General features: G+C 58.4%; 21 protein-coding genes and 1 tRNA gene. 8 read left to right on the top strand and 14 right to left on the bottom strand.

Annotation, left to right across the window (positions count from 1 at the left end; genetic code table 11):
• Positions 1-1,502: 1,502 nt before the first annotated feature.
• Together ACIOZM_RS06890 and ACIOZM_RS06885 are read left to right on the top strand one after the other, a co-directional pair.
• Positions 1,503-3,128 carry an NADP-dependent glyceraldehyde-3-phosphate dehydrogenase gene (locus tag ACIOZM_RS06890; RefSeq protein WP_401211102.1) on the top strand — a complete coding sequence of 542 codons (1,626 nt, stop codon included), beginning with the start codon at positions 1,503-1,505 and terminating at the stop codon, positions 3,126-3,128.
• A gap of 48 nt (positions 3,129-3,176) precedes the next feature.
• Positions 3,177-4,226, top strand: coding sequence for an FUSC family protein (locus tag ACIOZM_RS06885; protein ID WP_401211411.1), 1,050 nt, complete (start codon positions 3,177-3,179; stop codon positions 4,224-4,226).
• Between the two features lie 3 nt (positions 4,227-4,229).
• Here the strand turns inward: ACIOZM_RS06885 and ACIOZM_RS06880 are convergent, their stop codons facing one another.
• Complete coding sequence (locus ACIOZM_RS06880) at positions 4,230-5,123, bottom strand: DMT family transporter (RefSeq protein WP_401211101.1); 894 nt, start codon at positions 5,121-5,123, stop codon at positions 4,230-4,232.
• A 138-nt stretch (positions 5,124-5,261) separates the two neighbouring features.
• On the opposite strand from ACIOZM_RS06880, the gene ACIOZM_RS06875 reads away from it, so the two are divergent.
• Positions 5,262-5,699: an Lrp/AsnC family transcriptional regulator gene (locus tag ACIOZM_RS06875; RefSeq protein ID WP_401211098.1), complete on the top strand. Its 438-nt coding sequence runs from the start codon at positions 5,262-5,264 to the stop codon at positions 5,697-5,699.
• A 58-nt stretch (positions 5,700-5,757) separates the two neighbouring features.
• Entirely contained in the window at positions 5,758-6,084 is a 327-nt protein-coding gene (locus ACIOZM_RS06870; protein ID WP_401211096.1) for a YceK/YidQ family lipoprotein, read from the top strand.
• A 41-nt stretch (positions 6,085-6,125) separates the two neighbouring features.
• On the opposite strand, the gene ACIOZM_RS06865 is transcribed toward ACIOZM_RS06870, so the two are convergent.
• Entirely contained in the window at positions 6,126-7,475 is a 1,350-nt protein-coding gene (locus tag ACIOZM_RS06865) for a hypothetical protein (RefSeq protein WP_401211093.1), read from the bottom strand.
• A gap of 423 nt (positions 7,476-7,898) precedes the next feature.
• Positions 7,899-8,570, bottom strand: a complete 672-nt coding sequence (locus tag ACIOZM_RS06860) for a Bax inhibitor-1/YccA family protein (protein ID WP_129393287.1) — start codon at positions 8,568-8,570, stop codon at positions 7,899-7,901.
• A 122-nt stretch (positions 8,571-8,692) separates the two neighbouring features.
• Here ACIOZM_RS06860 and ACIOZM_RS06855 point away from each other — a divergent pair.
• The 3 genes from ACIOZM_RS06855 (at position 8,693) to ACIOZM_RS06845 (ending at position 9,757) form a co-directional block, all read left to right on the top strand.
• Positions 8,693-8,780, top strand: a tRNA-Ser gene (locus ACIOZM_RS06855).
• Positions 8,781-8,987: 207 nt separating this feature from the next.
• Positions 8,988-9,197, top strand: a complete 210-nt coding sequence (locus tag ACIOZM_RS06850) for a hypothetical protein (protein ID WP_401211090.1) — start codon at positions 8,988-8,990, stop codon at positions 9,195-9,197.
• A gap of 104 nt (positions 9,198-9,301) precedes the next feature.
• Complete coding sequence (locus ACIOZM_RS06845; RefSeq protein ID WP_401211088.1) at positions 9,302-9,757, top strand: GNAT family N-acetyltransferase; 456 nt, start codon at positions 9,302-9,304, stop codon at positions 9,755-9,757.
• Between the two features lie 79 nt (positions 9,758-9,836).
• Here the strand turns inward: ACIOZM_RS06845 and ACIOZM_RS06840 are convergent, their stop codons facing one another.
• On the bottom strand, positions 9,837-10,076 hold the full coding sequence (locus tag ACIOZM_RS06840; RefSeq protein WP_401211085.1) for a hypothetical protein: 240 nt from the start codon (positions 10,074-10,076) through the stop codon (positions 9,837-9,839).
• Between the two features lie 164 nt (positions 10,077-10,240).
• Between ACIOZM_RS06840 and ACIOZM_RS06835 the strand changes: the two genes are divergently transcribed.
• Entirely contained in the window at positions 10,241-11,002 is a 762-nt protein-coding gene (locus ACIOZM_RS06835; protein WP_401211082.1) for a hypothetical protein, read from the top strand.
• 1 nt (position 11,003) lies between these two features.
• Here the strand turns inward: ACIOZM_RS06835 and ACIOZM_RS06830 are convergent, their stop codons facing one another.
• From ACIOZM_RS06830 to ACIOZM_RS06785, 10 genes are all read right to left on the bottom strand, one after another.
• Positions 11,004-11,234 (bottom strand): hypothetical protein, encoded by a 231-nt coding sequence (locus ACIOZM_RS06830; protein ID WP_401211409.1) that lies wholly within the window; start codon positions 11,232-11,234, stop codon positions 11,004-11,006.
• Positions 11,235-11,378: 144 nt separating this feature from the next.
• Complete coding sequence (locus tag ACIOZM_RS06825) at positions 11,379-11,948, bottom strand: lysis system i-spanin subunit Rz (RefSeq protein WP_401211079.1); 570 nt, start codon at positions 11,946-11,948, stop codon at positions 11,379-11,381.
• Positions 11,930-12,493: a glycoside hydrolase family 19 protein gene (locus ACIOZM_RS06820; RefSeq protein ID WP_401211076.1), complete on the bottom strand. Its 564-nt coding sequence runs from the start codon at positions 12,491-12,493 to the stop codon at positions 11,930-11,932. The genes ACIOZM_RS06825 and ACIOZM_RS06820 overlap by 19 nt, the downstream gene beginning before the upstream one ends.
• Positions 12,494-12,541: 48 nt before the next feature.
• Positions 12,542-13,591, bottom strand: a complete 1,050-nt coding sequence (locus ACIOZM_RS06815) for a phage late control D family protein (protein WP_401211073.1) — start codon at positions 13,589-13,591, stop codon at positions 12,542-12,544.
• A 91-nt stretch (positions 13,592-13,682) separates the two neighbouring features.
• Complete coding sequence (locus ACIOZM_RS06810; protein WP_401211071.1) at positions 13,683-13,889, bottom strand: tail protein X; 207 nt, start codon at positions 13,887-13,889, stop codon at positions 13,683-13,685.
• Entirely contained in the window at positions 13,864-14,709 is an 846-nt protein-coding gene (locus ACIOZM_RS06805; protein ID WP_401211068.1) for a phage tail protein, read from the bottom strand. The genes ACIOZM_RS06810 and ACIOZM_RS06805 overlap by 26 nt, the downstream gene beginning before the upstream one ends.
• A 9-nt stretch (positions 14,710-14,718) precedes the next feature.
• Positions 14,719-17,325, bottom strand: coding sequence for a phage tail tape measure protein (locus ACIOZM_RS06800; RefSeq protein WP_401211064.1), 2,607 nt, complete (start codon positions 17,323-17,325; stop codon positions 14,719-14,721).
• A 150-nt stretch (positions 17,326-17,475) separates the two neighbouring features.
• Positions 17,476-18,075 (bottom strand): phage tail assembly protein, encoded by a 600-nt coding sequence (locus ACIOZM_RS06795; protein WP_401211061.1) that lies wholly within the window; start codon positions 18,073-18,075, stop codon positions 17,476-17,478.
• A gap of 13 nt (positions 18,076-18,088) precedes the next feature.
• Entirely contained in the window at positions 18,089-18,592 is a 504-nt protein-coding gene (locus ACIOZM_RS06790; protein WP_401211059.1) for a phage major tail tube protein, read from the bottom strand.
• Positions 18,593-18,605: 13 nt separating this feature from the next.
• The coding region (locus ACIOZM_RS06785) for a phage tail sheath family protein (RefSeq protein WP_401211056.1) at positions 18,606-19,244 on the bottom strand (639 nt) is incomplete at its 5' end.

The following is a 19,244-nucleotide window of genomic DNA, read 5'->3' as shown; positions in this document are numbered from 1 at the left end:
GACGCCTTCGCGGGCAAGCCCGCTCCCACAGTGTCTGCGGTGAGGCACAAATCTGTAAGCAACCCAAAATCCTGTGGGAGCTGGCTTGCCAGCGATAGCGGAGTGACAGGCGCCAGATGTATCGGCTGAGGCGACGCCTTCGCGGGCAAGCCCGCTCCCACAGTGTCTGCGGTGAGGCACAAATCTGTAAGCAACCCAAAATCCTGTGGGAGCTGGCTTGCCAGCGATTGCGGTGGGTCAGGCGCCAGATGTATCGACTGAGACGACGCCTTCGCGGGCAAGCCCGCTCCCACAGTGTCTGCGGTGAGGCACAAATCTGTAAGCAACCCAAGCTCCTGTGGGAGCTGGCCTGCCAGCGATAGCGGAGTGACATGCGCCTGATGTATCGGCTGAGACGACGCCTTCGTGGGCAAGCCCGTTCCCACAGTGTCTGCGGTGAGGCACAAATCGGTAAGCAACCACAAAATCCTGTTGGAGATGGCTTGCCAGCGATAGCGGTGTGTCAGGCACCAGATGTATCGACTGAGACGACGCCTTCGCGGGCAAGCCCGCTCCCACAGTGTTTGCGGTGAGGCACAAATCTGTAAGCAACCACAAAATCCTGTGGGAGCTGGCTTGCCAGCGATAGCGGTGTGACAGGCACCAGATGTATCGGCTGTGACGGCGCCTTCGCGGGCAAGCCCGTTCCCACAGTGTCTGCGGTGAGGCACAAATCGGTAAGCAACCCAAAATCCTGTGGGAGCTGGCTTGCCAGCGATAGCGGTGGGTCAGTTGCCGGATTTATTGACTGATGCGACGCCTTCGCGGGCAAGCCCGCTCCCACAGTGTCTGCGGTGAGGCACAAATCGGTAAGCAACCCAGAATCCTGTGGGAGCTGGCCTGCCAGCGATAGCTGTGTGTCAGGCGCCAGATGTATCGAGTGAGACGACGCCTTCGCGGGCAAGCCCGCTCCCACAGTGTCTGCGGTGAGGCACAAATCGGTAAGCAACCCAAAAACCTGTGGGAGCTGGCCTGCCAGCGATAGCGGTAGGTCAGTTGCCGGATTTATTGACTGATGCGACGCCTTCGCGGGCAAGCCCGCTCCCACAGTGTTTGCGGTGAGGCACAAATCTGTAAGCAACCACAAAATCCTGTGGGAGCGGGCTTGCCAGCGATAGCGGTGTGACAGGCACCAGATGTATCGGCTGTGACGGCGCCTTCGCTGGCAAGCCCGCTCCCACAGTGTCTGCGGTGAGGCACAAATCTGTGAGCAACCCAAAATCCTGTGGGAGCTGGCCTGCCAGCGATAGCGGTGGGTCAGGCGCCAGATGTATCGACTGAGACGACGCCTTCGCGGGCAAGCCCGCTCCCACCGTGGGTTTTGTGTGCACCCTCCAGCTCTGCCCCGCACTTCTGAGTGACATTTGCCTGACATTTGCGGGTTTAAATTTCAGCGCATTCAGGCGTATAACCTGTACAGACTTTTCCAATCTGCACGCCGACATCAAACACGGGGTAGCGACATGACCACAGCAAATATCCTTGGCAATCTGTTCCCTACAGTCAGCGACATCCCGGAAAAATACCGCCTCGATGGTCAGGTCGAGCAGCGCGAATATCTGGTCGACGGCGAATTGCGCCGCTGGGACGGCCCGCTCGCCACTGTGCGCAGCCCGGTCTACATCCACGGTGAAAACGGTGATGAACAGGTAATCCTCGGCAGCACGCCACTGCTTGATGCCGACACCGCACTCACCGCACTCGACGCCGCTGTCCGCGCTTACGACCGGGGTCAGGGCCTATGGCCGACCATGCGTGTGGCCGAACGCATCCAGCACGTCGAAGCCTTCCTCGGGCGCATGCGCCAACAGCGTGAAGCCGTGGTGAAATTGCTGATGTGGGAGATCGGCAAAAACCTCAAGGACTCGGAAAAAGAGTTCGATCGCACCTGCGACTACATCGTCGACACTATCAATGCACTCAAGGAACTCGACCGCCGCTCCAGCCGTTTCGAGCTGGAACAGGACACGCTCGGCCAGATCCGTCGCGTGCCGCTCGGCGTCGCACTGTGCATGGGGCCTTACAACTATCCGCTGAACGAAACCTTCACCACGCTGATCCCGGCACTGATCATGGGTAACACCGTGGTGTTCAAACCGGCCAAACTTGGCGTGTTGCTGATTCGTCCGCTGCTCGAAGCGTTCCGCGACAGCTTCCCGACCGGCGTGATCAACGTCATTTACGGTAGCGGCCGCGAGACCGTCAGCGCACTGATGGCCAGCGGCAAGATCGACATCTTCGCCTTCATCGGCACCAACAAGGCCGCCAGTGACCTGAAAAAACTGCACCCGAAACCACACCGCTTGCGTGCTGCGCTGGGTCTGGACGCGAAAAACCCCGGCATCGTGCTGCCGGAAGTCGATCTGGATAACGCTGTCAACGAAGCCGTCACCGGCTCGCTGTCGTTCAATGGCCAGCGCTGCACCGCACTGAAAATCCTCTTCGTCCATGAGGACGTGGTTGATGCTTTCATCGAAAAATTCAACACCAAACTGGCTACGCTGAAACCGGGCATGCCGTGGGACAGCGGTGTATCGCTGACGCCTTTGCCGGAAGCCGGCAAGGTCGATTATCTGCACGGTCTGGTGGCCGATGCGCAGAGCAAAGGCGCGCAAGTGGTCAATCCGAATGGCGGCGAATCGCGCGAATCGTTCTTCTATCCCGCGGTGCTTTACCCGGTGACACCGCAGATGCGCGTGTACAACGAAGAGCAGTTTGGCCCAGTGGTACCAATCGTGCCGTACCGCCATCTCGATACGGTGATCGACTATGTGCTGGAGTCGGACTTCGGTCAGCAGTTGAGCATCTTCGGCACCAATCCGGTGGCCGTTGGGCGCCTGGTCGATACGTTCGCCAATCAGGTCGGACGGATCAACCTCAACGCACAATGCCAGCGTGGCCCGGATACTTACCCGTTCAATGGCCGGAAGAACTCCGCCGAGGGCACGCTGTCGGTACACGATGCGTTGCGGGTGTTTTCGATCCGTACGCTGGTGGCAACCAAGTTCCAGGACAGCAACAAGGATCTGATCAGCGAGATCATTCGCGGACGCGATTCGAGCTTCCTGACTACCGACTATATTTTCTAAAACACTTCTGAAGAGGACCGTGTTCTGACTACATTCAGCACCCACCGACTGCCACCGCTACTGCGCCGAATATTGCGTCCTTTACTGGACCCGTATCGGCGCTACCGGCACGCCCGATTGATCCACGCGGTGCGGGTGGCGTTGGGGTTGCTGGCGACGATCCTGCTGACCACCGGCATCAACCTGCCCCACGGTGAGTGGGCGTCGGTGACGATGCTGGTGGTGATCGGCGGCTTGCAGCATCACGGCAACATTGGCAAAAAAGCTGCCGAGCGCGCTACCGGCACCTTGATCGGTGCTGGCGTCGGTCTGTTGCTGGTGGCGCAACAGGCGTGGCTCGGCATGCCGTGGCTGACCTATTTCGCCATGGCTGTGGTCTGCGGTTTTTTCTCGTATCACGCCATCGGCAAGGGTGGTTACACCGCCCTGCTCTCGGCCATCACTGTTTTTATTGTCGCTGGGCACGGCGACAATCCAATCACTGACGGGCTGTGGCGCGGGGTCGATATCCTCATCGGTATCGCCCTGGCCCTGGCCTTCTCTTTCGCGCTGCCGCTGTACGCGGTGTATTCGTGGCGCTACAACCTGGCCGACGCCTTGCGCGATTGCGCGACGGTTTACGGACGGATCATCAGCGGCCAGGCAGTCAGCGCCGACGAGCATTTGAAGCTGATGAGCCGCTTGAGCGCGGTGATGGTGCAGTTGCGCTCACTGATGCCTTCGGTGTCCAAGGAAGTGAAGATTTCCATGACCGAACTGGATGCGATCCAGCGCAACCTGCGCATGTGCATCAGCACCCTGGAAATCCTCGCCAACACTCGACCGGACGCCAGCGACCCGCAAGCCATGGAACATCTGCAATCGGCGCTGAAGGCCGAGCACCGGCAGATTCGCGTGCAGTTGATCGGCATGGCTCGCGCTTTGAAGACTGGTGCGTCGCAACGTCTGGAACGGCAAATGGAACTGCCGGCCGCCGACCTTGATGCACCGGTGTACAGCCCGCTCGACGGCTACCGTTTGCTGACTCTGCAACTGGCGGCGAACATCGGCGAAATGCGCCAGCGCCTGGCCAAGACGGCGCCGCGCTGGAGTATTTAAGACTTACTGCGCGGCCAGGCGCCGCGCTTTAAATCCCCAACCTTGTTGCATGCCGGCCGCCGCCAACAGGATCGCCCCCACGCCAACCCATTGCAGGGTTTCCAGACGATGGCCGAAGGCGAACCAGTCAACGAAAATCGCTGCAATCGGGTAGATAAACGACAGTGCGCCGGTCAATGCCGTCGGCAATTTCTGGATCGCGCCGTACAACAGCACATACATCAAACCGGTGTGAACGATGCCCAATGTCAGCAAACTGGCCCAGGCACTTGGCGTTTGCGGCAGCGCCGAAAGATGCGCGAACGGTGCGAGCAGCAATACCCCGGTGCAGACCTGGATCAGTGCAATCAGATGCGGTGGCGTGCCGGTCAGGCGCTTGATGATCAACGCGGCAATCGCGTACAAAAACGCCGCGCCAAATGCCAATGCAATGCCCACCAGATAGTCATTACCGCCCTCGCCCTGTTGCCCGTGGGCACTGACGATTGCCAGCATCCCCATGAAGGAAACTGCAAGCCAGAAGAGCTTCTGCAAGGTGATTTTTTCCCCGAGAAACAGCGCCGCCAAACCGACCAACATGAACGGCTGCACGTTGTACACCGCGGTGCCGATGGCTATCGATGCCCGGGAATACGACGCGAACAGCAACAACCAGTTGCCGACAATCGCCAGCCCACTGAGCACTGCGAGCAGAAACGTGGTGCGGGTCAGAATCCCCGGACGCAGAAAGCCGAAAGCCGCGCAAATCAGCAACAGGGTTCCGGCGCCAAACACGCAACGCCAGAACACCACATCGATTACCGGTTGCCCCGACACCAGCACGAACCAGCCTATCGTCCCGGAAATCAGCATGGCGGCGGTCATTTCAAATGAACCGCGACGCAGGTTGTTGTCCATCATCAGTCTCCTGTGTTTATGGCAAAAGTATGCCTAGCAGGCACAGGGCTTCACCAGTGTATAAAGCAGGCTAAACTCGGCTTCTGCCTTTTTTATCGAGGGTGGATTTCAATAATTGCCTAATGCCGGAGTGATGCCATGACCGATGATATCGACCAGATCCTGATCGGCGCATTAATGGAAGATTCACGCCGTTCGCTTAAAGCCTTGGCGCAGATCAGCGGACTGTCTTCACCGAGCGTTGCCGAGCGCTTGCGCCGACTGGAGGAACGCGGCGTACTCAAGGGTTACACCGTCGAGATCGACCCTAAATGCTTTGGCTATCAATTGCAGGCTATCGTCCGGGTGCGGCCGCTGCCGGGGCAGTTGCAGGAAGTCGAGCGGCAGATCCAGTCGATTCCCGAGTTCACCGAGTGCGACAAGGTCACCGGCGAGGACTGCTTTATTGCGCGCCTGCATGTGCGTTCGATGGAGCAACTGGACACCCTGCTCGACCGCCTCAATACACTCGCCGAAACCAACACTGCCATCGTCAAGAAAACGCCGGTAAAGCGCCGACTGCCTCCTATGGCGTAAGTGCTATTTCTGCACGTTCGGCGTAGATTGAGGTTTTTCCGGCGAAGGATTCGCGGTGATGAAAGTTCAGCTATTGATGTTGGCAGTGCTGATGCTTGGTGGATGCGGGACTGTACAGACCGTGGCATTCAGTGATCAGAAGGCGGCGCAGTCTTTGCGGGATAACAAAACCTACTGCGGCGCCGTGCCACGAATCTACAGTGGCGTGACCTACGATTTTTGCATGCTCAATGCAGAGCTGAAAGAAGGTGTCGATGCCTTCGACTACAAGAATGCAAATCCGGGCTTGCTGATCGATGCCGCAGCGTCCGGCATTCTCGATACATTTCTGTTGCCCTACACAATCTACAAACAAGGCGCCGACGGCAGCATCATTATCGAATGATGAAAACCTCCGGATGCATGGCACCCGGAGGTTACTGCGGTTTACTCAAGCAGTTGTTGCAGGCTTGGGTCACGCATGACTTTCTGCTGAGGTTGCGAATTGTCGTCGCCAGCCTTGAGCATTTTCAGCTTCAGGTTAGGCACTTTGCTGCAGGCATTCTTGCCATCGGCATAGATGCCGCTCATGTCGCATTTCCATTCAAAGTAGTTCACCAGACCGCCAGCCAGTTGCAGGCTGTAATCGGTGCTCTTCGTCCCGGCAGTGAACGGATGCCCGGCCGGGATGTTCTGGAACCACTTCATCCATTCAGGCGAACCGACTGGCGGCGGATTGCCCTGGAACAGCGGGTTCATGATTGCCACTTGCGGCGACTCCCCGGTGGCATGGCAACTCAGGCATGAGCTGTTGGGGTTGTCCACCGGACCATTCAAGCGACCGTTCCAGCCCAGGTGGGTCGGTGGCAGCTCCTTGGTGTCGGCGTTGATCGCGGTTTGCTGCAGCGCACTGTTGATCTTGGTGACGGTTGGCGTCGGGTTGGTGAAATCGTTGCCGGTCTCTTTCGGATCGTTACCCCACATGATCCCCACCGGTACCAGATTGTCCCAGCCAGCCTTGCCAGTCTTGGCGCCGTTGTACTGAAAGGTGCCGAAAATCCAGCCAGTGTCGCTCATGCGCGTATCCCGCACGGCGATGTCCATCTGGATCAACGCGACATCCTTCAACTTGCGGTTGGCAGAGGTGAAAGTCTCGGTGATATAGCCTTGCCACAGCACCGGGTTGACCAGAAACGGCACGGTGCTGCGGTCGACGTCGGCGAACAGCGCCTTACAGACCACCGTGCCATTCGGGAAACTGTTGGGCTGTGAGGTATAACTCGGGTCGGGATTGTTCGGGTCCTTCCAGACCTGGCCAATGGTGTAGGAACCGATGTCGTTGTAGATGCCCACCGCGTACGTCTGCCCGGTGGCGACTTGCGTGGGTGCCAGTTGCTTGACCCCGATCTGTGCTTCCTTGGTCAGACCATGGATACCTTCACGCCCCAGCGGCCCGTAATGCTGCCACGGCATGTGATACCACTGGCGCAGCTTGTTCTTCTGCACATCCCAATTGACCTCGACGTTGCCTTCCAGGCAATAATTCTTAACGTCCTCCATGTAGGCACGCCAGGTTTCGAAGTTGTTGTCCGGCTTGGTCGGCAGCTTCTTGAAGAAGCCCGGCAGCGGCACTTGCGGCGGCTTGGTCGGGTAATTCTGGCTCAGCTCGAACTTGGGCCCGGTATAGCTGGGCGGAGGAGCATAACCATAATCGGGATAAGTACCGGCCTGAGCGCCGGCACTGAACAGAGCGGCCGCGACGGCCAATGCTGCAAACTTTCCTTGGGGCTGGTTCATCGATGATCTCCTTGATAGGGACAACGCCTGCCATGGCCCGGGATTTGCGCCCGTCCTGGAGGGCCTCCTTTGTTGTTTTGGGTATCAGGGGTCTCGGTTCGAACGCCGAGATCGGTTCACGGTTGAACAGGTTTTTTTGGTGGCTCACCTCCTTGATCAGGATGAATTGGCGGGCACAGTCAAACCGGACCGGATGACCAGGCATGACATGTGAGGGAAACGGGTGTGGCGCAGGGTTTTCGGGGGGTATTGCATACCGACTCCTGTCGATCACTTGCCGTTCTTCCTTGCTTACAGGTGTAGGTCAATTTCAGAAAAGCGCCATCCCTTTCCAATCATTTGGCCTTTAAATGGCCACTACACTTTTTGGCAGGCGAAAAAAAACCCGCCGAAGCGGGTTTTTCATCAACGTCAGAGCTGCGATCAGTCGTCGCGGCTCATGATGCCGAAGATCTGCAACAAGCTGATGAACAGGTTGTAGATCGATACATACAGGCTGATGGTTGCCATGATGTAGTTACGCTCGCCGCCCTGAATGATGGCGCTGGTCTGGAACAGAATGCACACCGACGAGAACAGTACGAAACCTGCGCTGATCGCCAGTTGCAGGCCGCTGATCTGGAAGAAGAAGCTTGCCAGCGTTGCACCCAGCAACACGAAGAAACCAGCGGTGATGAAACCACCGAGGAAGCTCATGTCCTTGCGGGTAATCAGCACGTAAGCCGACAGACCACCGAACACCAGTGCCGTCATCGCGAACGCAGAGCTGACCACTTCAGCGCCGCCCTGCATACCCAGATAACGATTGAGGATCGGGCCGAGCAGGAAACCCATGAAACCGGTCAGGGCAAACGCCGACACCAGGCCCCACGCGGAATCACGCAGTTTGTTGGTAAGGAAGAACAGCCCGTAGAAGCCGATCAGCACCACGAAAATATTCGGGTAGCCGACTCGCATCTGCTGGGCAACAAAAGCCATCACGCCGCTGAATGCAAGGGTGAGAGCCAGTAGGCCGTAAGTGTTGCGCAGGACGCGGCTAACCTCTAGCTGCTCAGCCTGCACGCCGTTATTAACTGCGTAATCCTGTTCGCGCATGGCGACACTCCTGTTGGTTTGAAACGTTCAGTCGCAAAGATCATAACAGACGCTCTGTAACAAGCCATGCAGAGAGTTTGACAGTGTGTTTCATTCAGGTATTATGGCGCCCGCAACGCTACGGAGGTGTGGCCGAGTGGTTTAAGGCAACGGTCTTGAAAACCGTCGACTGTAACAGGTCCATGAGTTCGAATCCCATCGCCTCCGCCATCTTATGTACGACAAAGCCCTGATTATTCAGGGCTTTGTCGTTTCTGGCTGTTGAGATTTCCGCTGAGCTCACGGAAGCGTTACAAAACTTTTTGATACGCGTTACAAAACTTTCTGGCTTTTCTCCCTTCTCTGGCGTCCTGCCAAACGTAAAACACTCTTCATGTAACACGGTGCTACGCTGGGTTCTTCCACGGAGGAAACCGCATGCCCAATTCAGATCTGCTCCCTTCCCTGCTTTTCAAAATCAACCAGAACCAGCTCGCACTCGAAGCTGCCATCATGGAGCTCACAAAGTGGGTGGAAGAGCGCGGATCGGCGGACGTAGCCGAGAACGTTCGCGGCGCGCTCTATGTGATCGACCACAACGAAGAGTTCATCAAAATGAGCCTGGCTGTTTTGATGAGTCCTGACTGACCTCTATCGGCCCAAAACGGATATTCAGTTTAAGGCTCCTTGCACCGTAGCCAGTAAAGCGGCATCCCTTTACGATCAGGCAACCACACGGAAGGAGTTGCACAATGGATTGCCTGATTCGAAACGCAACAAGCGAGGATGCCGCAGCCATAAGCCAGGTCGTTGTTAGCGCCCTACGTGAATCCAATGGCCAGGACTATTCGCCAGATATCATTGTTCAAGTGGAGCAATGCTTTTCCCCAAAGGCGATTCTTTATTTGCTCACCCAGCGCCAGGTTTACGTGGCGACAATCGACCATCATGTAGTTGCAACGGCCAGCCTTGATCAGGACATTGTCCGAAGCGTATTTGTCGACCCGACCTATCAAGGGATAGGCATAGGACGCCAGCTGATGGCGAGCATTCAGTCAGTCGCCGTCAACGGGGGAGCCAAACTACTACGCGTTCCGTCTTCAATCACCGCAGAAGGCTTTTACTCCTCGCTTGGCTTTAAAAAAATTCGAGACGAATTTCACGGAGCCGAGCGAACTATCGTCATGGAGAAGATACTGGAGCCGTAGCGTATGCCTGCAAAATCAAAAGTCAGCTATGGGTCGAAAACGGCCTGCTGCGCTGGGCTGCCGGCAACCATTTCTGGCCCTACTCGCCTTCGACGCTCACAACTGTGATTTGAGAAATCCCTACCAAATCTGCCTGCTCCAAAACCTCTTCAGGAGTGGAGTCTGCTGTTGGCATGATCAAGCTGTTCTCAGCATCTCCCAAATGGAGCTGCAACAGATGCATGGCCGCATCTTGAGTAGTTAGCTCGGACTGCTTCAGCTCAAGCTTATGTGTCCGGGGCTCGCCGTTAAATACGTATTGGATCGTGTAGCAATGCATGGGATGACCTCAGGATAAAAAGTAGTGACAAGCATCCTGACTTTATGGTCAGCTTTTAGTTCAGATAGACGGTTGACATGCAGTTCGTCGAGCCAAGCTCGCAAAATCCATCCTGTCGCAATTACTGTACATACATACAGCACTTGTACAGCGAACCCATTCCTATGAATTTCGAACAAGCCAAGTCTCTCCGGCTCCAGCGATGGCGTGCGACTCTCGATGACCAAGACTTCCGCCTGCAGAACCCAGAAGGTCACCGGGAAACGCTTCATGAGATGGCGGCGGCGTTGCACACAGAGAGGCTGATCGACCAGTTTGAGCAGTTCGACATGAACGAGATGGCTAACGCTGCCTACTGGCACGCTGTCGAAGAGCTGCAAAACTCGCCAGGCCAGTACCGCGGCGCATCTACCTATGACGTCGTGCAGGTCAACAGCAGAAAGCTGTTTGGGACCATCAGCCGTTCGATCTTCAATTTCCCCGGTGACCAACCCCGCGGAGCGTCCTTTCCCTATGATGGAAAGGTCTATTCCGATGCAGACGGTGCCGACTTAAGGCTCAGCCTTTCCCGCAAGACCGGACGGATCACGGGACTTTTACTGAGGATGTCGAACGGTCAGCAATATGAGCTAGTTGAAACTGAGCGTGTGATCCGGGGTATCGACTGCAAGCCCATCGACGACCCAGACGCCTATCGTTTACTGGTTGATCTGGCCCAGCTTGCCCAGGAGCAGCGCGATTTGCGCACCTTCGAAAGGGTGCGTCCTCACATCGAGTCGGCTGTTTTCTGCATGTGCCCCGCCTGCCTTGATCGCTTTGGTGCGCGTGAGGAGTGCCCGACATGTTCCGGAAAAGGTTTTGTGACGAAGCCGGCGCCAGCGGCGCCCACGGCTCAAAAAGCCGGACTGATCAAACCAAATGACTGATTCAACGCTGAGCCAGCGACTTCAAGCGCTCCATCAGAGCGCTTTCAAAAATGACGTACAGCCTTTCATCATCACCGGCGCGCAAGGCACCACCGGTTTCCAATCCAAGGACGAAGCCATCCGCCCGTGCCCCCGCCTTCACGGCGATGATCATCGAATCAGCCCGGACAATCTGCGCCAGCAGACGATCAGCTTCTCGCTGCATCTTCTCGCTCAGCACCACGCCTTCCACGTCAGCCACCTATTACCTTCACTACGACATCCAATAAATCACGGCCAGAACAACTGAAACCCAGATAATCGTCATTACAATTGAGTAGCCAGCCAGTTGCTTGTCCATGTGCATCGTTCATTCAGATCGAATCTAAATGATGGTTCACCGGTGCTCACCTCGCAAGAATGGCGCTGAGCCATCATTTAATGCACGGACGTAGGCCTGGCACGCCTGCAACGCAATTAATCCCCGGTCGCCGGTATGGGTGATGGTGATAATTCGTTGAGCATGCGCCGGGTCAAGTCTGGCTCGTACGGTTGCATGATCCACGCCGCCGGCGCCGGAGGTGGCTGGCACCTCGCAGCCTTTGGCAGCGTCGGCCGCATCGAGGATGACTGACAGCCGCAGATCAGAAGTGGCAAGGCGATCGCGCAGGCGATCTTGGTCACGTTGGGCATCGCTCAAGGCTCGGTAATGGGTTTGTTCACTGGTAACCAGGCGCTGCTCGAGCGCGAGGCGTTTGTCCTGTTCGGCACGCTGCTGCGCGGCAGAGGCCTGATTCAGTTGGTTGAGGGTTTCGGTGTGGAGTCGGGCCTGCTCTGCGAGCTGTTTGCCGTAGCGCCAATCCTGTACTTGCCAGGTCACGGTCACAGAAACGCCGACCATGACGACCAGCAGCACTCCTTTTGCCAGCAGCCGATACGGCGCCGGGGTCAGTTCGCCGAGACGCATAGCACCGCCCTCGCCCGCTCCCACAACTCCAGCCGATCCTGCAGGCCATTGAGACCACCGTTGATCCGGCGAGTGATCGTGTTGAACTCGTTTTGATCGGCCAGTGCGTTCAGCCCATTCACGGACCAGAACCATGCGGCCGATTCAGCGGCCCACTGCGGCAGTTCCAGCAGTTCAGGCGTGCGCAGCAATCGCTCGTCACCGAACAGCGCCAAGCTGCAGCGCAGGTAGTTATCGTGGCCAGTGACCTGGATCAGGCCACGACCGCGATAACGCTGGCCATCACCATCCGCTGCCGGCGTGTTGCCCAGTTTCGCAGCCAGGTTGCCGGTGTCGTATTTGCTCAGGTACTGATCGCCGCCCAGTTCCCGGACGTACTGCAGCTGACCCGACTCGTGACCGACTTGCGCCAGAAACGCGGCTTGGCGTTTCGGCGTGTTGATCTGCCGATGGGCCATGGCTGCGTTGAGGGCGGATACAAAAACGCCCGCTTGGCGGCGGGCGTTGGGCATGATGCTTTGCAGCTGTTGTTCTGTGATGGACATACAAACTCCAGACGTAAAAAACCGCACTCAGGCGGCGACGGGATGCGGCTACTGCTTCTCGATGTTCACCACCTTGAGTGGTGGTTTTACCTCTTTCTTTTTCTTACCCTTGGATTTACCTGCTTTGCCGGCATTGCATTCGACGGTGGTCGACCAGCCGGACTGGGTGAACACCTGCTCTACCGAATCCGCCAGGTACTCGCCATCAAGCCCGACCTTGAAACCCTGCGCGATAATGGGACGCTCGGCGAAGATGTCCGTGCGGCCGGGCATCTCAAGCCGCACATCGGCAGTCGAGCGATTGAACGCTGACAGACGGGCCTTGGCCGCCGCTTCTGCAGCAGTTTTGTTCGGGTAGATATGACGGTCGGTATGCACTGCCGGCAGCCCGTCCGGCGCATCATCATTGTGGATGGTAACCACCGCGAGCTTGCCGTTCTTTTTGTCCTGATGTTTGGTGGCCACGGCCTTGTGCGAGTTGCGATCTCCGAGGCTGAATTGCCAGCGGCTGATGTCGCTGCGCGTCAGGGTGATGGCGCCGAACGACTTGCCGCTGGCAGTCTGGCCACCTTGGCGCGGCATCACCAATAGCTTGCCGTCGGCCACCTTGGCCGTGCAGTCGTATTGCTTGGCCAGCCGAGTGATGAAATTGAAATCGGACTCGTTGAGCTGGTCGACCCGGGCAACCTTCGTCGACACCGGACACACCGACTGCCAACCATTGCGGGCGGCGATGTCGGCCACGATCTTCGACAGCGGCACGTCTTCCCAGCTTCCGCTACGGATAGTCTTGCCACTGCCACGCATGTCGCTGGCCTTGCCCTTGATCACGATGGTGTCCGGCGGGCCAGACACTTCGACCGTGTCCACGGTGTAGCTGCCCATACGCGCCAAGGACGTTTCGGCGTAACCCAGGTAGATCTCAATTGAGCTGCCGCGACGAGGCAATTGCACTTGCCCATCACGGTCGTCGATACGCAACTCAAACTCGTCGGACTCCATGCCCGGCTTGTCAGAGGTACGCAGCAACAACAGTCGATCATTGATCTTGGCCGTGACATCAGCCCCATCGGCGACAATTCGAAACATCGGAGTCATGGATTTTTTCCAATAAAAAACCCGCACTAGGCGGGTCAGATAAACAGTGTCATTACACGCAGCGGCGCGCCTACGCCGGCATCGCCCGAGGTCAATCCCACAAGCTAACGCCTTCGTGGGTCGGGCTGGGCAGATCCGGCAGGACAATGACCACGCCCAACCGGAACGGCTGAGGCTCATCGGCCAGCCCCTGATTGGCATCGAACACGGCCTCGACGCTGCCATTCAGATGGCCGTAAACGTTGTTGCAAATGACATCGAGCATGTCGCCATCAGACGTCCTGCATGTCGTCGCCATAGCGTTCAAACTCCAAAGTGAAGCCCTGTTTGCGAGCAATCCCGCCGTGCAGCAGCGCGGACTGTTCCTCATTGATGTTTTTCAGGCACCACGTCCCGATCACCTCGCCATAGCCCGTGGTCAGGGTCAGCGGTTGAAGCCTGGCCCCGATGGAACGCAGCGTGTCGAGCTGCTTTAAACCGCCTTTGAAGCCCGGATAGATCGTGCCCTTGAGCGTCAGTTTTTCATCACCCATACCGATAGCCTGCTTCGCTGGCCGGCGCGTCAGCCGCTCCTGCGAAGCCCAGCGGAATTCGGTCGAACGGCTCAGCTCGTCGAACGCTGCCGTGTCCAGGTTGAAGTAATACGGCTCAATCTTCGGATCGCGCGGCTGAATGATCATCAGATGCGGGAACGGCTTCACCGCCTCCGGCGCCGGCGTAGCATCCACGGCAAAGGAACTGGTGGGCACGATGTTGGCCAGCGACGGACTGACCTTGCCGGCAACGTTGTTGATCGCCGTGGCCGCCTTGCCCGCCTGCTCCTTCAATGTGCCCAGCCGATCCTGCACTTCAGCCGCCGCCCGGGTGGCGCGGCCGTACACCGCTACCACCTGACCGACCTTGGCCTGAGCCGCGTCGACGCCGCGCATCACTCGCTGAAGTTTGGCGCCGATGGCCGGACCAACAAACGGGATGTTTTCCAGCTCGGACGCGGCGCCGGTCAGTTCGCGAATCGCACCGTTGACCGGCATCAGCATGCCGTCTGCACTGCGTCGCCCAGTTTCCGCCGCTTCCACCAGATACTTCAGGCTCGATTGCATTTGCTCCATGTAAGCCATGAAACCTCCTTAGACATGGGGTTCGTCGTACAGCTTGGCGGCGTTACTCTTCGCCGCGTCCGCCATCATTCGCTGCATGTGCGGCATCAGATCCTGTGCCAGGCGCTGCGGATCTTTCACATCGCCCTGCACCGTGACCGGCATGCTCAGTGAATACTGAAACTGCTGATCCACCTTGGCCGGTACCGGCTTTTCCGCTTCCTTGGGTTGGATGGCCAGCGCCGCCGGCTTGAGCGGCGCCGTTACCGCCATCGAGCGTGCAACGTCTCCCAGTACCGGACCTTGCTGAGCCGCTGAGACAAGCATGAGTGGCGTGGTCGGTACCGGTGCCTTTGCCACTTGCTCGGGCTTTTCGTCTTCGCCACCAAACAGCGATTTACCGAGGGAGCCCCCCAACGCCGCGCCGCCCTGACTGCCGAGGTAGGCACCGATCAAGCCGCCGATGGCCGTACCAATGATCGGCACCACCGAACCAATGGCTGCGCCGGCCGCCGCACCCGCCATGGTGCCAGCCAGATTGCCGGCAGCTGCGCCATAACCCTCAGCCTTCTCATCCTTGGTCTTGGCGTTTTGAAAGGTTTCAAAAGCCATCGCGCCAGACTCCAGCAGCGTGCCGCCAGGAATGACCTTGGCCGCTTTGCCGACCTTGCCGACCGCTCCTGCGACGACGCCGAGCTTGGACAGCGCACCACTTGGAACGGGCGGGACTGTTGGCCGAGGTATCGAAACAGGCGGACGCGGGACTGGGACAGGCGGACGAGAAACCGGAACGAGTGGACGAGGCGCAGACGAACGAGGCCCTCTTTGGTTAGGCAGTGACCGACGCCGAGCACTACGGCTTGATCCGCGTCCACGTCGGCGCGACTCGCCCGACGCATCCACACCGCCACCGCCCCCCATAGCGGCGGCATTGACGACGAAAACCTTTTTCACGCCGTCGTTACCTGCGTCAATTCCAGTACCAAGGCCACTGCCTGTTGCCGCTTCCTTCATCCGCGAAACGACATCCATGCCACCCCGCGATCCCCGGGCAAGGTTTATCAATCCCCTGCTGATCTTGATCGTGCTGAAAATGCCTTTTAGGGCGATCAGGCCCGCTCCGACCGTGGCGATACCACCGACGACTCCGGGCGCGCTGTCAGACAGCGAGGTGATGCCTTTGGTGACCTTGGTCAGCGCCTCGGCGACAGTATCCGTGACGGGCCGTAGCGCGTCCCCGATGCTACGCATGGCGTCGTCCATCGACTGAGCCATCTCGGCCCACTTCTGCGACGACGATTCCCGCCGCTCGGCAAGGTTCTTGTCGAGAATCCCGGACGCCTCACGCGAATCGTTTTTTAGCTGGGTGTACAGTGCTTTGTTCTGCATGTAGGCCGACAGCGCGGCCTTGACCTGCATGTCAGCGAACAGGTCGCCGGTGCGCAGGGATTCTTCCAGCGAGGCCATCATGGCCTTGGCCTTCTCCGGGTCGGCTTCCTTGCTGATTTTTGACGTAGCTTCAGCCATTTTCGCCGCACGCGCCGGATCGGTTGCCTGAATGTATTTCTGAGCCAGCGCCATGCTGGTCTCAAGCGTCGACATACCGTTTTGCAAACCGGTCTGCATCGACCCCTTGTAGTCGATGCCGGCTTTTTCGTAGGACTTGACCGTGTCGGTCGAGCCAATTTTGCCCATCCAGTTTTTCAGGTTGTTGGCCGCTTCGTCCGAGCTGCCGGCCTGTTTCATCTGCACCTGAAGCATGGCGCCCAATTGCGTCACCGCGTCCATGCCCGTGATGCCATTGCTGGCCATGTTGGCGAGCAGTTCGGGAAACCACTTGGCCATGTCGGCCGCTTCAAAACTGCCCGCCTGCCCTTGATAGGCAATGGCTTCCAGCGCCTGCTGCATCTGCTTGGCGTCGGTGATCTTGGCGTTCTGCCCCAAGGCATTGATCATCTTGGCGGTGTCGACACCGCTGGACCCCTGCCCCACGACAAACTTGGCCGCGACCGGCGCGTACTCCAGCGCCTTGCTCAGCTCCATGCCGGCACCGACCAACTGGTTCACCACATCGGCCACATCGTTGCGCGCCATGCCGGTGTCGCGTGAGGTGTCGATAATCGTGCGCGACATCTCCTGCTCTTGCGGCTTGTTGGCAATACCGGCCTTGATCGCGATGTCCCGCACAATGGCACCAAAATCCGCACTGACCTTGGTCGGCACCGCCAAGGCACCCACGCCGACCACCGCCGCACCGACGGCGCCTTTTATACCGGACTGACCGGCTTCGATCTGTTGATGCCCCTTGGCTTTGAGTTCGGCTTTACTGGCCGTCTGTCCCATGGAGCGATAGGCCTTTTCCAGCCGGCCGACTTCGATCCCCTGCTTTTTCAAGCTATCGAGGTTCGAATTCAATCGGCTGAGTAATTTGGACGCACCGGCAGCGCCGGAATCGTGGGCCTTTTTCCATTCTTCGCGCAGGCGGATCGTGTCGCCAATCGTGCGCTGCAGCACGCGCGCTTTGTTGCCTTCTGCCTCGAGGCGCTTGATGCGCCCGGTCACGTCCTTGAACGCGGCGCCGACCGTTGAACTGACGGCGCCGCCGATCACCAGCCCGAGGGCGAGTTTGTTTGCCATGTGATGGCCCTCATGTGCCCAGCACTACCGATGGCGGCTCAATCCGTGAGCCACCACACCATTTCCGCGAACGGCATCGACTGGATCTCGGCAGCGGAAAATCCGGTTTCCGCCGCCAGACGTTTCGCCGCAGACTTGATAACGCTGGGGTTAAAGCCCGTCGTCGTTGTCCATGCGAAAATAGCCGGCCTGCAAGCGGTTAAAATCCACCAGCTTCAGCCCCTCCAGATCCGCGACAGGCGCACCGGACAACGCAGCAAACAACACCAGCTCGCGCTGCTCGTCATCGCCACCCACTTCACGGTTGGCTGCCCGCACGTCGCCCACGGTTGGCGAACGCAAGGCCAGCTTGTCGACGGTCACGTCGTTGATTTCGCTGGGGCACGACAACGTCACCAACACCTGATCGGTCGTCAGCGACAACCACGCCGGCATCGAGTCCGAATAATCGGTTTTCGGTACCAGGTGCGAATACGCCGTCTGCACGCGGCGATAATCCGTCAGCTTGAGGCCTTCCAGATCCTTCAGTCCGACTTCGGCCAGACCGGCGAACAGCATCAGTTCGCGCTGTTCATCATCGCCGTTGGCAGCACGATCAGCCGCGCGCACCTCACGCACCGTCGGGTTGCGCAGGTTCAACGTCTCGACGTCGACACTGTTGGCCTTGCTTGGACGGGTCAGCGTTACAACAGCGCCGAGCGCACTGAGCGAAAGCCAGGCTGGAAGGTTTTTAGCGGTTGCTTGAGTCATCTGAATCTATTCCTTACAGGCCGAGCGCATTGCGCACTTCGAGGAGTTGGTCTGTACCGTCGATCACCTGAATGCCCGCGACCATGTCGATCTCGTACATCAGGCGCCCGTCGATTTCGAGCTTGTAGTAAGTGACCGCTACGGCGTGTTTGATCTCGGCAGCATCGCCCGCTTTCCAGTCACCGAGATCGACCTCTTTGAGGCGACCGCGCAGGGTGGCAACGACCGCCGTCACCGCACCCTTTTGGCCCTTGAAGGCACCGCGAAACGTGGCGTTGAATGCTGTGCCGTCGGCCAGGCCGAAGTACTTCAGCGACTCGCGGCGCACGCCCTTGGTGACAAACGAGGCTTCCATTTTTTCCAGCCCCTGATCCATCTCGATAGGGCCGGCCATGCCGCCCCCACGATATTCGTCGGTCTTGGTAGTCAGCTTGGGCAGCGTCAGGCTGGGCACGTCGCCAGAGAAGTTCACGCCGTCGACGAACAGGTTGGTGTTGTACAAAGTCTGAGGAATCATGTGTTACGCCCCCTTAGGCTGCTTCAAGCACTTCGGTCATCCATTGATCGGTGACTTCGAAAAGGAAATTCGGGTTTTCTGCCGGCGGCACATCAGTGAAACGGATGCGCCAATACACCTTGCCCTGGGCGATCTGGCTGGCCGTGTTCAGTTCGGTGTCGGGGAACACTTCAAAATTGATGATCGCGCCCTGGGCTTTCAGGTCGCGCATGAACGCATCCAGACCGTTGGTGACATCGGTCACGTAGGTCTTGGTGATCGAGCGGTCGACCGCCCACTTGTGTCCCGCCTGCACTGCGTCCATCAGGATGAACAACGTGCGAACACGGGTAACGAAAGCCCACTTCGGATCGCTCGACAGCGTGCGGTTACCCCACAGGCGGTAACCGTCGTCGCGAATGATCGTGGTGATATTGGCGTTGTTGAGCAGATTGGCCCGGCAAGTCTCGTCGCCGTCCAGGTACTCGACCGCACGGCCGGTGCCGGTGATGCCGGTCAACTCCTTGTTCGATGGCGAAGCCCAGAAACCGTATTGAGCATCGGTCCAGGCAAACAGCCCCGCCGCCCAAGCCGAACCGGGTGCGTCGACGGTCTTGCTGGTGATGGTGTCCCAATACTTGACGCCCGGGTCGACCATGAACAGGTTGCGACT

This window comes from Pseudomonas sp. NPDC087346, from assembly GCF_044744235.1.
GTDB lineage: Bacteria > Pseudomonadota > Gammaproteobacteria > Pseudomonadales > Pseudomonadaceae > Aquipseudomonas.
The sequence above is the reverse complement of the archived record's forward strand: the minus strand, read 5'-3'. Positions and strand labels throughout refer to the sequence as shown.